Origin of the sequence: Paenibacillus radicibacter (assembly GCF_024721995.1) — a bacterium.
GTDB classification, from domain to species: Bacteria; Bacillota; Bacilli; order Paenibacillales; family NBRC-103111; genus Paenibacillus_AM; species Paenibacillus_AM radicibacter.
In genome coordinates this window covers 100,833-115,276 of record NZ_JANQBC010000011.1, presented here as the reverse complement: position 1 = coordinate 115,276, position 14,444 = coordinate 100,833, and the positions used below count along the sequence as shown (strand labels likewise).

At 44.1% G+C, this 14,444-nt stretch carries 16 protein-coding genes; all 16 read left to right on the top strand.

The window, feature by feature from the left end; all coding sequences use genetic code 11:
• The first annotated feature begins 20 nt into the window (after window positions 1-20).
• A complete protein-coding gene (locus NV379_RS19550) occupies window positions 21-1,919 on the top strand; it encodes a BglG family transcription antiterminator (RefSeq protein WP_258209015.1) in 1,899 nt (632 codons plus the stop codon).
• Between the two features lie 49 nt (window positions 1,920-1,968).
• A complete protein-coding gene (locus NV379_RS19545) occupies window positions 1,969-3,102 on the top strand; it encodes an amidohydrolase/deacetylase family metallohydrolase (protein WP_258209014.1) in 1,134 nt (377 codons plus the stop codon).
• Window positions 3,090-3,449, top strand: a complete 360-nt coding sequence (locus tag NV379_RS19540) for a PRD domain-containing protein (protein ID WP_258209013.1) — start codon at window positions 3,090-3,092, stop codon at window positions 3,447-3,449. Before NV379_RS19545 ends, NV379_RS19540 begins: the two co-directional genes overlap by 13 nt.
• Before the next feature lie 24 nt (window positions 3,450-3,473).
• Window positions 3,474-3,839 (top strand): SFCGS family glycine-rich protein, encoded by a 366-nt coding sequence (locus NV379_RS19535; RefSeq protein ID WP_258209012.1) that lies wholly within the window; start codon window positions 3,474-3,476, stop codon window positions 3,837-3,839.
• 12 nt (window positions 3,840-3,851) lie between these two features.
• Window positions 3,852-4,190 carry a DUF4312 family protein gene (locus NV379_RS19530; RefSeq protein ID WP_258209011.1) on the top strand — a complete coding sequence of 113 codons (339 nt, stop codon included), beginning with the start codon at window positions 3,852-3,854 and terminating at the stop codon, window positions 4,188-4,190.
• A gap of 30 nt (window positions 4,191-4,220) precedes the next feature.
• The gene (locus tag NV379_RS19525) at window positions 4,221-5,006 is read left to right on the top strand and encodes a DUF4311 domain-containing protein (RefSeq protein ID WP_258209010.1); all 786 of its coding nucleotides are present in this window, start codon (window positions 4,221-4,223) and stop codon (window positions 5,004-5,006) included.
• A 1-nt stretch (window position 5,007) separates the two neighbouring features.
• Window positions 5,008-5,664, top strand: a complete 657-nt coding sequence (locus NV379_RS19520) for a DUF4310 family protein (RefSeq protein WP_258209009.1) — start codon at window positions 5,008-5,010, stop codon at window positions 5,662-5,664.
• A gap of 71 nt (window positions 5,665-5,735) precedes the next feature.
• Window positions 5,736-6,848: a DgaE family pyridoxal phosphate-dependent ammonia lyase gene (locus NV379_RS19515; protein ID WP_258209008.1), complete on the top strand. Its 1,113-nt coding sequence runs from the start codon at window positions 5,736-5,738 to the stop codon at window positions 6,846-6,848.
• Complete coding sequence (locus tag NV379_RS19510; protein WP_258209007.1) at window positions 6,848-7,561, top strand: KDGP aldolase; 714 nt, start codon at window positions 6,848-6,850, stop codon at window positions 7,559-7,561. The genes NV379_RS19515 and NV379_RS19510 overlap by 1 nt, the downstream gene beginning before the upstream one ends.
• Before the next feature lie 118 nt (window positions 7,562-7,679).
• The gene (locus tag NV379_RS19505; RefSeq protein WP_373426133.1) at window positions 7,680-8,528 is read left to right on the top strand and encodes a 3D domain-containing protein; all 849 of its coding nucleotides are present in this window, start codon (window positions 7,680-7,682) and stop codon (window positions 8,526-8,528) included.
• Between the two features lie 59 nt (window positions 8,529-8,587).
• Window positions 8,588-8,716: a hypothetical protein gene (locus tag NV379_RS19500; RefSeq protein ID WP_258209006.1), complete on the top strand. Its 129-nt coding sequence runs from the start codon at window positions 8,588-8,590 to the stop codon at window positions 8,714-8,716.
• Window positions 8,717-8,916: 200 nt separating this feature from the next.
• Window positions 8,917-10,464: a S1C family serine protease gene (locus tag NV379_RS19495; RefSeq protein ID WP_258209005.1), complete on the top strand. Its 1,548-nt coding sequence runs from the start codon at window positions 8,917-8,919 to the stop codon at window positions 10,462-10,464.
• 161 nt (window positions 10,465-10,625) lie between these two features.
• The gene (locus NV379_RS19490) at window positions 10,626-11,315 is read left to right on the top strand and encodes a response regulator transcription factor (RefSeq protein WP_258209131.1); all 690 of its coding nucleotides are present in this window, start codon (window positions 10,626-10,628) and stop codon (window positions 11,313-11,315) included.
• Window positions 11,316-11,317: 2 nt separating this feature from the next.
• A complete protein-coding gene (locus tag NV379_RS19485) occupies window positions 11,318-12,802 on the top strand; it encodes a sensor histidine kinase (RefSeq protein ID WP_258209004.1) in 1,485 nt (494 codons plus the stop codon).
• 56 nt (window positions 12,803-12,858) lie between these two features.
• Window positions 12,859-13,812: a 4-hydroxy-3-methylbut-2-enyl diphosphate reductase gene (locus NV379_RS19480; protein ID WP_258209003.1), complete on the top strand. Its 954-nt coding sequence runs from the start codon at window positions 12,859-12,861 to the stop codon at window positions 13,810-13,812.
• 25 nt (window positions 13,813-13,837) lie between these two features.
• Window positions 13,838-14,371 (top strand): DUF2062 domain-containing protein, encoded by a 534-nt coding sequence (locus NV379_RS19475; protein WP_258209002.1) that lies wholly within the window; start codon window positions 13,838-13,840, stop codon window positions 14,369-14,371.
• Window positions 14,372-14,444 lie beyond the last annotated feature (73 nt).

The window sequence follows — 14,444 nt, the reverse complement described above, 5'->3', positions numbered from 1 at the left end:
GGCGAAAGAGGTGGACACACATGTCTTTATCAACACGGTCACGTGCTCTTCTTAAAAAGATTGTTTACTCACAAGACTCGCAGCGGGTCAAAGACTTTGCAAGTGAATTCGAAGTCAGTGAGCGCACGATTAAATACGATTTAGATAATATCAGGTTGTGGCTAAGCGATCAGGGCATCGAATTGCAATCGAAACCGAACAAAGGGATCTGGATTGAATGCGATAACTCGATTCGAATTAAGCTGCTAGAGAGCCTGGACAATGTGAAAGAGCATGGATTTTTAAATCAGCAAGAACGCGTGCGTCATATTATCTTGGATTTATTGCTTCAAGATTCGTATATGACAATTGGCGATTTGACCAATAAGCACGATGTGAGTCGGAATACGATTTTATCGGATCTCGTGCTCGTAGAATCCTTTTTTGGGGAACAAGAGCTTTCCTTAGAACGCGGTAGATTCGGTCTTATCATGATTGGATCGGAGAAACAACGTCGCTATGTTCTAGAGAATGTGATGCAGGATTTGTTAGATGGCAATGATATGTTCCAGATCGTGCAAGGGGTAGTGAAAGGCGAACAGCCGCAATATTTAAGTCCAATTCTAGAGCGCTTCCTAAGTCCTGTACAGGATGTAGGCAAAGTGTTCGCGATTACGGATCGATTGGTTCGAGAAACAGAATCACAAGTGGGTATCTTACTTTCGGATCGAATCATTATTGGGGTGTTCATCAGGCTCTGCATCATCATCCAGAGGCAGCATCAATCATGCGAGAGCATGTTTGAACTAACGGCATATTCGAAAACGTTTGCAAAAGATAACTTTTTAACTTATCGCGTTTTCCATGAGCTATTGATTGAACTGGAAGACGACCTCGGGTTTACCCCGACAGAAGATAGTATTTGGTTCGTAAGTTTGCAAGCAATTGGAGGCGCTTCCTCCTCACCGAATGCAATAGATACGAAGGATGTACTTTTGCCTGATGCGTATCTCGTGACGACGGAGCTGATCACCAAAGTAACAGACATGATCGCGATCGATTTCCAAGATGACTTGGTACTGTTCAACAACTTGTTCGCCCATATGTCGGATAAGCTAACCAAATACAGCTACCGTGTCGTGGAGCCTAATCCAATCTTAGGTGAAATTACAAGCTCTTATCGGAAAATGTTCGATGCCGTCAAGCGAGCATGCAGCGATATTCTAGGCATCTATCAAGTATATCTATCGGATTCAGATATTGGATTTATCGTTCTTCATTTCCAAACCGCGTACGAAATTAAGTTAGATGATCTGAAATATCGTGCTTTAGTCGTATGTGGAACAGGGCGTGGAACATCTCAGTTTTTGAAAACAATTCTCGAGACCAAAATTAAAAATTTAAATGTCGTGGAATGTTGCTCAATCATGGAACTCAACAAAGTGATGGAGCAGGCACAGGTGGATTTGGTCATTAGTATTTTCCCGATTCAGACAGATGGTCCCGTTGTAACGGTAAGTCCGATCCCAACCAAGCATGATTTCCAAAGAATCCAGACGATTCTGGGTCAAATTGAGAAGGATCGCAAGACCATGGAGAATACCCCACTTGAATACAAGCCGGATAAATTGAAAGCGGATTCCTCCGAGATGGAGCCGTTCGTACAAGATTTAATTATGACAGGGTTTGAGCTTAGTACTTCGCTTCGATCGAGATTTAAATCTCAATTGACAGAAGAGCGGGCAGAAGGGCTAACCCTTCACATCTTGCTCATGATGAATCGATTTGCTTTCGGTACGCCCTATACGAATTTTGAACACACAACATTACTTGATGGACCGAACAAGGATATTCGGATGGGAATTATCGAGATGTTGAAAGAGAGAAATCTTAATCTCAATGAAGGTGAAGTACAAGCCATTCTTCGTTACTTCATGTGAACTCTATAGACATAATCGCAACTTAAGAATCAGAGAAGGAGTGATCATCATGGAAATGGATTTAATCATTCGAGGCGGTACAGTCATTGATCCAGCTACAGGTACGAAAGGTACTTATGATGTACTTGTGAGAGATGGACGCATTGCAGAAGTTGTGGCTGCAGGTTCATATAGCGGTCAAGTGAAGCAAGAGATCGACGCTGCAGGCTGCATCGTAACACCAGGATTGATTGACTTACACGTACATGTATTTGAAGGGGTAGACGACTTCGGAGCTAATCCAGATGTAGTCGGTGTTCAACAAGGTGTTACAACCGTTGTCGATGCAGGCAGTAGTGGAGCAAGCAACTTCAAAGAGTTCATGGACATGGCTGCGGATAGCAAGACGGAAGTTGTCGGTTGGATCAACGTCTCAGGTCCTGGACTTGCAGAAGGGTTATCCGAACTTGCAGATCTGAAATTGCTAAACGTGACATCAACACTGGATACGATTCGAGAGTACTCCGATAAAATTTGCGGTGTGAAAGCTCGAATGAGTGGATCGGTCATTAAAGAAAGTGGATTGGAACCACTAAAGATTGCGAAAAGCGTAGCGAAAGAAGCGAACTTGCCAGTCATGATTCACATCGGTAATGCGCCTCCTAAACTGCCAGAAGTGCTTGATCTTCTTGAAAAAGGGGATGTTGTCACACACGCATTCCATGGGAAGAAGGGTGGCATTCTGACGGAAGAGGGTACAGACCTTATTCCGGAAGCAAGAGCGGCGTTAGCACGTGGTGTACTATTCGATATTGGACACGGTACAGCAAGCTTTAGCTTCAAGACAATGCGCCGTGCCAAGGCGCTTGGCGTAGATCCTTACTCGGTTTCAACAGACATTTATACACGCAACTTTAATGGGCCTGTTCATAGCCTAGTCATGACAATGACGAAGATGCTAGCGGTTGGATATTCCATTGAACAAGCGATTGAATGGTCAACGGTAGCACCGGCTAAAGTATTGCGTAGAGCAGATGATCTTGGAACACTGCAAGTCGGTACAATTGCTGATATTTCGATTTTGCAAGTGGTCAATGAAGATGTTGTACTTACAGACTCTGACCACGAGCAAGTTGTATATAACCAAATTATAAAAGCACGTTATAGTGTGAAGTCGGGAGAGGTCATTACATGTGCACCTTAGAGAGTATTTTGAAAGAAATCCCAGATCGTATTGCGGTCAAACAAGAAGAGCTTGATGAGCTGCAAGGATTAATTGTTAAGCTGCTTGAGACGACAAAGCAATTAGGACTTACGTTAACACAAGATCGAGCAGTAATGATTGCTGTTCATCTACTCGCTTTTAATCGTCGAGTTAAATCAGGTGAACATTTACCTGAGCTAGACGAAGGCATGATTGATGAAGCAACACCAGAGTTTATTGAAGCAAGTCGTGAAGTACTGGAGTTCTACAGCAAGCCAATCAATCACATTGTGGACGACGCAGAAGTATTCTTCTTAGCGATTCATTTTGAAGCAGCAAGAGACTAATAAATTTAAAGGGAGTGTATGTACATGGAAAACAAAGTAAAAGTAATTATCGGAGATCGTCTTGGTAAAGGAAGCAACGTAGCAAAGGGTGTTGAAGCAGCAGGCGGTATCGCAATCGTGATTCCAGGTGTTGGCGCAGATATGAAACTTGGCGATGTAATGAACCAAGAGAATGCAGATTTCGGTATCTCCTTCTGCGGTAGTGGTGGTGCAGGTGCATTGACAGCAGCGAACAAATACAAGTATCCTGTGGAATTCGGACTACGTTCCATCGATGCTGGTGTAACAGCAATCCGTGCAGGCAAGAAAGTAATCGGCTTTGGCTTTATGGATGTTGAAGAACTAGGCAAGCGTTTGACGGAAGAATTCATCAAATTGCAGCAAAAATAGGAGGAATTTCTAATGTACACGGAACATGAGCAAGTATTAACACTTTCAGGACACGGCGAGACGAAGCACAAGGCATTCCAGCATGTTTTTAATCAGGTGAAAACGAACTTATCCAAAGGCAATCCAGATATTCTGCTTCGCATTGAGCCTAAAGACGTGGAGATTGTCTCAGCAAAAGTAACGACGTATACAGAAAGATTTTTCGGGCTCTTGTTCCCACGTCAAAGATCACGTTATGAGCTTACAGCAAAAATCACAGTGAGCATTCGAACAGTGAAGTTGTCGGAAGTACATTTTGAAGAGCAACCAGAGAAGTTATCACCGATTCAGCGTGTACTCAAAATGCGCTAAACATCAAAGTTATCATTCGAGGTGAATTATATGGTTACGTTAACGATTATTATTAAATCGATCATTATCGGTGCTCTAGCGGGTTTCGGTATTGGTGCAGGGGCAGCGCGTATGTTCCACGCTCCTAACGTACAAGGGATGGGTGCATTCCGTACATTTGGAGAGCTTAACGCATGTGAAGGGGACCCGGTAGGTCACTTCTCATTCGGACTTGGATTCTTGTTCAACGCATGGGCGTCCGCAGTTGGTGCGGGTGCATTAACACAAGACGTTGAACACCGTATTATCCCGCACTGGGCAGCAGCATCTATTATGATCAAGAACAGGAATGTGGCAGAAACACTTCACAATCCGAAGAAGATGGCGATTGCAGGTGCAATCGTAGGTGCGATCGTTATTGCTGTTATTAACTCCACAGCTGCGATTATCCCGGTTTCCTTGCAAGTCGTAGCAACGAAAGTACTCGTTCCAGCTGCAAACTGGTTGATCAACCCGATCATGCCAATCGTATTCTGGATGGCAGCAATGGATGCAGGTAAACGTACAGGAATGTGGGGAACTGCACTTGGTGGTCTTTCTCACTTGGTAATGGGTAATGCTGTACCAGGTATCGTACTTGGTATTCTAGTTGGTAAAGGCGTTGACGATAGCGGTTGGAACCGTATTACAAAGATTCTTGTAGCGGCAATCGTACTTCTATTCGTACTAAGCGGATTCTTCCGTGCATTCGATGTAGCGCTTCTTAACAGCTTCCACATTGCAACACCTGAATGGTTGAAAGACTTACATGCATTCTTTGGATCGGTGGTGAAATAGTATGGATAACACACTAGAGTTAAAAAAGAATTTTTGGTTCGCGGAATGGTCATTCGTACTGTTCGTTGCTTTAACAGCCGCAGGTATTTTTGCAGGAACACATATGTACTACGTTTATCAAGTTGGTGCATTTAACGATATTGCAGTAGTAGCGATGCTTAAAGTTGGTTTAGAAGGCGGAAGCTATGGTGCAGCAGCAGCATTCGGTGCTAGCTTCTTGTTCGCTCGTGTACTTGAAGGTCCGCTAGTCGGAATTCTAGACATCGGTGGAGCGCTTCAAACAGGCGTTGGTATTGGTATCCCTGCTTTACTACTAGGTGCTGGAATTGTTGCTCCAATTGAAAGCTTCCCACTTGCGCTTGGTACAGGTGCAACGATTGGTGCAATTATTGGTCTTATCATTATCGGTATTCGTAAGTATACGATTAACGCTTCGAACTCAACGTTCGGTGCAGACATTATGATGGGTGCAGGTAACGCAGCAGGTCGTTTCTTGGGACCACTTATCGTAATCTCCGCTTGTATGGCTTCCATTCCAGTAGGTCTTGGTGCTACAGCAGGTGCAGCGATCTTCTACTACTATAAGAAACCAATTGCAGGTGGCGCGATTCTAGGTGCAATGCTTCTAGGTGCATTCTTCGCGATCCCTGTTAAATAATAACCCAAACAATAGGGGGCTCTTGCATAAAGACCCCCTGTTCCTATCTTAACAAAGTGGAGGGGTGCAGCATGAGTATTTACGAGAATTTCGGTTGCAAGCAAGTTATCAATGCCAGTGGTAAAATGACGGCACTTGGTGCAAGTAGTGTAGACCCGTCTGTTGCAGAAGCGATGGGAAAAGCTGCTATGGATTATGTCGATATTGCTGAACTGATGGTTCAAGCAGGTAAAGTAATGGCAGAAGTAACAGGTGCAGAAGATGGATGTCCGACTAGCGGCGCAGCTGGTGGTATCGCAATCTCTACAGCAGCTGTCATTGCAGGAACGAACTTGTCCTTGATCGAGCGAATTCCGAATACAGATGGTTTACGTAATGAGATTATTATTCAAAAAGGGCATTCGGTTCACTTCGGTGGCTCCATCAGTCAGATGATTGCGATCGGTGGCGGTAAAGTCGTTGAGGTTGGGCAAGCGAATCACGTGGAACGTGATCATATAGCAGGTGCAGTAACAGAGAAAACCGCAGCACTTCTATATGTAAAATCTCACCACGCGGTACAAAAAGGCATGCAATCCATCGAAACGATGATTGCTATTTCGAAGGAAAAAGGGATTCCATTCATCATTGATGCGGCAGCGGAAGACGATTTGAAGAAGTACATTGCAATGGGTGCAGACATTGTAATTTACAGCGGCGGTAAAGCGATTGAAGGACCAACATCAGGCTTTGTATGCGGCCGAGCTGATCTTATGGCAGCTTGCAGAGCGCAATACAAAGGGGTCGGACGTCCGATGAAAGTCGGAAAAGAAGCGATTGTTGGCTTACTGACTGCCCTTACACGCTACTATGATCGTCCAGACGAGTCAGAAGAGCAGCGTTCTCGTATGGAGTGGCTCATTGAGCAATTCAAGGATACGCCGGGTGTTAAAGGTGTGATCGTACAAGATGAAGCAGGTCGTGCTATTTATCGTGCGAATCTATCATTTGACGCGAAAGTTATCGGTAAATCTGCCTATGAGATTATCAAAGAACTAGAGTCTGGTAACCCAGCAATCTATACACGTAATCATTATGCCAACCTTGGTATCATTAATGTGGATCCACGTCCACTACTTAAAGGACAAGAGCAAATTATTGCAGAGCGCATTGCACAAATTATAACTTCAGGGGGTAACAACTAATGACGAAAGCAATTGTGAAATTAAATGTACTAGCGAAAAACTTGGAGAACGCGAAACAAATCGTAGAAGCGGCTCAAGGTGATGCATATATCGGCCGTATGGTGAAAGATTTCCCTACTGTTGCAGCTGCTATTGAAGGTGTGAACGAATTCCAAGCAGCAGGCGTTCCTGTATCCGTAGGTTTAGGCGCTGGCGACCCAGCGGTATGGAAAGAAGTTGTAGACGTATCTGTTGCAACAAAGCCTGTACACGTGAACCAAGTATTCCCAGCAGCTGGCTACACACTAGGCGCAATGCGCGCTGTGGGCAGTGAGCACACAATCGTGAACGCACTAATCACACCTAGTGGTAAAGCGGGTCATGTTTACCTAACAACTGGTCCTACAAGCCGTCAATTCAAGGAAACAGTAACTTGTGAAGCGGCAGCAGCAATGCTTGCTGAGATCGGTATTCACTCTGTGAAGTTCTACCCAATCGGTGGTCAATCTCAACTTGATGAAGTAGCTGTAATGGTTCGCGCAGCAACTGAAGCAGGTATCGAAATCTTCGAACCAACTGGCGGTATCGATCTAGAATCCTTCGCTCCAGTTGTTAAAACTTGCGTAGATAATGGCGCGAAGATCGTGATCCCACATTTATACACGTCGATCATTAACAAAGAGACAGGTCTTACGAACATCGAAGACATTCATGCGTTGATGAAAATGATCTAATTGTAGCCTGACAAATATTTGCATAAAAACCATAAACCTCTCGCATACTAAAAAAACCAATCACGTTTAATAGATTCGTCTATTGGGCAAAATTGGATGTATGGGGAGGTTTTATTATATGTGGATGAAAGTACTTACGATGATGAAATCGTTAGTTTTCTTAGGAGGGCACGACGCAGATTTGGTACAACAAGACGTACACCAAGTAGCAAGCAGCAATCAAGTTGTTGAAGTTGAACAGATGCAAGAAGTCGCACAATCTACACCGAAGCTGGAAGTTCTTCCGCTAAGTAGTGAGTGGAGCTCTACTGCCATATCTACTTCACCTACACCTGAAATGGATGTGAAAAGTGTAGCTGAGCAAATTCAGGCGCAAAATCAAATGCAAAGTGATCAAGCAGAGGCTGTGGAAGCTAAGATTGCAGCTGACAAAGCCGTGACTGTAATGGCTTCAAGTGAAAAACCAGGTGTGAAGCGCGAGCCTATTGCTCAAAAATCAAAGCCCGTTACGAATAGTTACAAATCAACACCAAGCAACAATCATGAATTAAGCGAGTTACCTGCGATGGAAGTGGTTGCAACAGGTTATTATGCCGGCAGAGAATCAACGGGTAAGACCCCGAAGCATCCCGAGTATGGCATTACCTTCTCTGGACTAAAGGTTGTGCGTAATGAGCGCGGCTTATCTACAATTGCAGCAGATCCGCGTGTGTTCCCATTAGGGACTGTACTTTATGTACCCGGTTATGGGTATGGTGTTGTAGCGGATACAGGCAGTGCGATTAAGGGTAATAAGATTGATCTCTATTATGATACGAAGTCGCAAGTGTTCAGTGAATGGGGCAAGAAGAATGTCCGTGTATTCATTGTCAAACAAGGTAGCGGCACATTAACGAAACAAGCTTTTAAAGATTTAGCTGTCGAAATGTTTACCCCGAGTAAGAAAGTGAACAGTAACCCTTCTTAAGTTTTGTCATAAAAAATAAAATCGCTGCGAATCCTACTCCTTAGGGGAGGTGATTCCACATGGCTAAGAACAAGCAACAGAATCGCAATCGTGTAGCAGCAACAGCTGACACTGAATTTGCAACTGAAGTCGCAGCTCAAGGCAAGAACAAAGCTAAAGCAGGTCAAAGTCAGAAAGCAAATCAATAATTGATGAGCATCCGTAGCCCAAAACACCATGAATCAAGGTGTTTTGGGCTATTTTTATATAGAGTAGGCTATCGCCTAGACTTTTTAGATTCCTTTTAGTCATTTTTAATGTACAGTTAAGGTTACAGGTGCAATATATAGGCATAGGACAATATAAGTGCTAAAGTACAGTGAAGCATTTACAATCGGGGGGAACGAACATGAGCAACGAACGTAATGATTACAACGACTTTTTTAATACACAGGGCTCTGATGAAGAAAAACGGAACGATCTTAAACATAACGGTGAACCTGAAGGGGAACCAAGCAAAGATTCATCTACTTACTATTCTTATGGCCCTTATAAAAATAATCAGGAACAACCTACTCCAGTGGAGATGACACCACCGCAACCAATGCGTCAGATGCCGTTGCTTAGCAATTCATCATCAGGACATGCGGGTGCAAGTGGTGGAGGTGGAATGCCGCCTTATACGACTTGGACGCCTCCGAAAAAAAGATCATCTTTCCGCAGCTATGCAGCGGTATTCTTGGTAGGGGTACTCGTATCTGGTGCATTGATGTTTACAGCGGATAAAATGAACTTGTTTACAGGTGGAACGAATCAGCCACTTGCAGGAACGAACAACTCCAGCACGAATAGTGGATCGAGCACGAATAAACCTGCGGGTGTGAACTTAGGTGGTTCGAACAACATCTCATCGATAGTGAACGATGCACAGCCGGCTGTGGTCATGGTGGAATCGTGGACGAAGAAGAAAACGTCAAGTGGCGGTAGCGGCAGCAACCCGTTCTTGAATGATCCTTGGTTCAAACAATTTTTCGGTGATGAAGCACCTAACTCTGGCCAAGAGAAAAAGCAGGATGCATCTTCTGGCGATATGGTGAAGTCAGGTATGGGAACTGGATTTATTTTTGAGAAATCAGGATATATCTTAACGAACCAACACGTAATTGATGGCGCAGATGAAATTCGCATTATCGTAGAAGGACATGAAAAGCCTTTCGTAGCGAAGTTACTGGGTAACTCACCAGAACTCGACTTAGCATGTTTGAAGATCGAAGGGACAGAAGATTTCCCTATATTGCCACTTGGTAATTCTGACGAGATGAGTCCTGGGGATACGGTTATTGCGATCGGTAACCCATATGGATTCGATCATACGGTAACGGTTGGGGTATACAGTGCCAAAGGCCGTGAGATTCCAATCTCTGACGGCAAGACAACACACGTATATAAGAACTTGATTCAAACCGATGCAGCGATCAATCCTGGTAACTCAGGTGGTCCGCTTCTGAATACAAAAGGTGAAGTAATTGGGATTAATACGGCAGTAAGTCAGCAAGCACAAGGCATTGGCTTCGCTATTCCGACTTCCGTCGTCTCATCTGTTCTGGAGAACCTCAAGAACAACGTGAAGATTCCGAAGGAACCAGCACCATTCGTTGGTATTAGTATGAATGACATCGATAAAGATTGGTTATCCGAGCTTAAATTAAGCAGCACAGACGGTGCAATTGTTGCAGATGTTACACGTAAGAGCCCTGCATTTAAAGCGGGTATTCGACCATATGATGTTGTTGTCGATATTAATGGGAAAGCAATTAAGAATAGTGCGGAGCTAAAAGCGAAGATCGGCGGGTTCAAAGTTGGTGAGAAGATTAAGCTTGGTGTAATGCGCGATGGGAAGAAGATCGATGTTGAGATCGAAATTGGAGATCGTAACGTCGTGGAAGGTACAGAATAATCACGAAGTCTCTCGTGACATTCATAGACATGGGAAGCAGAGCGAAGGGGCAATTCGGTTGCCTCTATACGCTCTGCTTCTCTTTTTGTAGAAGGGTAATAATGTTACAATTGATGAAGGAATGAAAAGTAATACTTACCGATAATAAGGCGGTGTTTCGTTTGAGAGAGAAGATTCTAGTCGTAGATGATGATACTAAAATTACAGCCATGCTTCGTCGGGCATTAGCATTCGAAGGGTATGTTGTAGCAACAGCTAATAATGGCATGGAAGGCTTAAAGGCGATGATGACCGAAGAGCCGAGTCTACTCATTCTCGATGTCATGATGCCGAGTGTAGATGGACTTGAAGTATGTCGTCGTGTGCGCGAGAGTGGCAGTAATCTGCCGATTCTAATGTTGACTGCGAAGGACGATATTAGTGATCGCGTGAAGGGTCTGGATACGGGGGCTGATGATTACTTGGTCAAGCCGTTTGCACTTGAAGAGTTACTTGCACGTGTTCGTGTGCTATTGCGTAGACGTGTTGAGCAAGTGGAGAATTCAACGCAGCAGCTCAGTTATGATGACATGACACTTGATGTGGATACGCGTGAAGTATTCCGAGAAACGCAATTGGTTGAACTGACAGCGAAGGAGTTCGATCTGCTTCACTTATTCATACAAAATCCGAAGCGGGTACTCTCCCGTGATGTCATTATGGAGAAGATCTGGGGATACGATTACAGCGGGGAATCCAATGTACTTGAGGTGTATATTGCGTTACTACGCCAGAAGACCGAAGAATACGGTCATAAGCGCTTGATCCAAACCGTGCGAGGAGCAGGTTACGTCCTTAGAGGGGAGCATTAGGCATGTCCTTGCGTCTGCGTCTAACATTATGGTATTCCAGCATCTTGGCAGTAACGATGCTTATATTTGGTATGGGGCTTTATATGTTCTTGAATTTTTTTCTGATGGATAGCTTGGAGAGAGGTTTAGCAGAAACGACAGCGCAAATGAATCGACACCTGATAACCAATTATAATTTTCAAAAAATGGAAGCAGAAATTGAGCTTAAAGACACAAAAACCATCCGTGAAAGCTTATATTTTTTTCAGGTATACAATTTTAGAGCGAAATCTTACAGCCTTTCTGCCAATCTGAGAAATAATCCATTACCGATTACGGATGATGATATAAAGCGAATTAAAGAGGAAGACGAACCATTTAGTAAAAAAGTTACGATGGGCAATAATGTCTTGCTCGTTTACTATATGCCACTAACTGTAACGTTGCAAGATGAGAGAGGTCGCCCAGCTGCAGTTCTTCAAACTGCGATGGAGATTACTCCTTTTGAAAGTTTCTTCGTTGCTTTTAAGAAAATATTGTTTACACTCGGTGGGCTATGTATCGTAATTGCTGCAAGCCTTGGCATGTTCCTATCTCGCAAAGCGCTTAAACCAATTGATCAGATCATCAAAACCACGAACGCGATTGGCACAGGTAATGATCTGAATAAGCGTATTCCCTATGCAGGTCCCCCTGATGAAATTGGACGCTTGGTCGAGACGATCAATGGGATGTTGGGGCGTCTAAATACGATGTATTCGGAACTTGATGAAGCCTACCTCGCACAGCGCCAATTCGTATCGGATGCATCCCATGAATTGCGTACACCACTGACAACAATTCGTGGAAACGTGGATTTATTGGAAAAAATGTGGAAGAATATGCAGGGTGAGACGAAGAATGATGGTCTTCGCGATGAAGATCGGCTCGATATGTCCATTGAAGCGATGCAAGATATTGCAGGGGAAGCACAGCGGATGAGCCGACTTGTGAATGACTTGCTTGCACTCGCACGCGCAGATGCTGGTGTAATTATGGAGATGAAGCATCTTGAGCTTAAACCGCTCTTAGAGGAAGTAGTTAGACGTGCTCAGATGCTGCCACGAACGGCTGAATGGCATTACAGCATCGAAGATGCAGAAGGTATCTATGTGAAGGGTAATCGCGATTACCTGCAGCAGCTTATGTTCATTTTCATCGAAAATGCATTCAAATACACAGAAGAAGGTGTCGTGAGCTTTGAAATCCAGCGTCATGAGCATCAGATTGGTATTTGCATCGTGGATACGGGGATGGGCATGGACAAGGAAGAAGTGCCGCGTATCTTCGATCGTTTCTATCGTGCGGATGTGTCGCGTGGCATTACAACAGGTACTGGACTTGGACTATCCATTGCGAAATGGATTATTGATGAACATCATGGCTCCGTTGAAGTGATGACACGCAAGAATGAAGGCAGTACTTTTATCGTATGGCTTCCACTTTCCTTTCCCGTCATTGAGCAATAGGATATAATAAAGATGTAATGATTCTAGATAGGTGAATGGAAGAGGAGTGTACAACCATGGATGTGGTCAAAATTTCCCCGCGGGGTTACTGCTACGGCGTTGTTGATGCGATGGCGCTTGCCATGCAAACAGCGAAGAATTTAGATTTACCGCGGCCCATATATATATTAGGCATGATCGTGCATAACGCGCATGTTACGAATTTTTTTGAAAAAGAAGAAGTGATTACGCTAGATGGTGAGAATCGTCTTGAGATTCTAGAACAAGTAGAAAAAGGGACGGTTATATTCACAGCGCATGGTGTGTCTCCAGAAGTTCGTAAGCGTGCTCGAGAGAAGGGGCTTACAATCGTTGATGCGACATGCCCGGATGTAACGAAGACACATGATCTTATTCGTGAGAAAACGAGTGAAGGTTATAAAGTCATCTATATTGGCAAAAAAGGTCATCCAGAGCCGGAAGGTGCAGTCGGTATTGCTCCTGAGCACGTTCACTTGATCGAAAAGCCAGAAGAAGTAGACGTGATTAACCTTCAAGCAGAACGGATTCTCATTACGAATCAGACGACGATGAGCCAATGGGACATTAAGCATATTATGAGCAAGTTGCTCGAGCGTTTCCCGCATGCTGAAGTGCATAATGAGATTTGCCTTGCAACGCAAATTCGTCAAGAAGCGGTTTCCGAACAGGCGAAAGAAGCGGATCTTGTGATCGTAGTCGGAGACCCGAAGAGCAACAATTCGAACCGACTTGCTCAAGTTTCTGAAGAAATCGCAGGCGTGAAGTCATACCGAATTGCCGATATTTCGGAGATTGATACGAAGTGGCTGATGAACATTCGTAATGTCGCGGTGACTTCAGGCGCTTCAACACCTACTCCGATTACGAAAGAAGTGATTACGTACTTGGAGAAGTTCGATCCGAGGGACGAGACGACTTGGCCGATTGTACGTACGGTGAATATGGATCGATTAATTCCAACACCTAAACAGAAACAAGCTGGAATCTAATTTACACTGAAGGAAGAGGAAGCCCATGCTGCCCAAGCAGTTAATGACGAAGAAGCGCAATATTACGTGGGCAACTACGAAGCGTTGGTTTAAATACAAATGGCTGCAGTTGCAGCGGGCGAAGAATGGGCCTGCTTATGTGGCTATCGGCTTTTCGATTGGACTTGCTGTTGAAATGTTTACTCTACCGACGCTAGGACTCGCTTTTTTTCTCATTTTCCCATTAATATATATGCTTAGAGGATCACTCGTTGGGGCACTGATCGGATTCGTATTCGGTAAAGTAATCTACATTCCAATGTCCTTTTTGAACAAAATAGTGGGTGCTTGGCTCGTCCCGACGTCATTTAAATTTTATTTAGTCGATCATCTTCCTTCGTTCTTAGCGGGCTTTATTCGGTTTTCACTAGAATTAATCGTGGGTGGTATGGCAGATGGTCTGATCTTAGGCATTATCTTTTATTTTCCAGTGATGTATATGCTCAAGACTACAGCGAATCGTAGGAAAGAAAAACGGCGACTGCGCAAGGCTGAGCTAGCAAATCCGATAATAGATTGAGAGAAGGACCCGTAAGGGTTCTTTTTTTCATAAAAAAGAGTATTGACGATTAAGCAAAGAGTCGTTATATTTA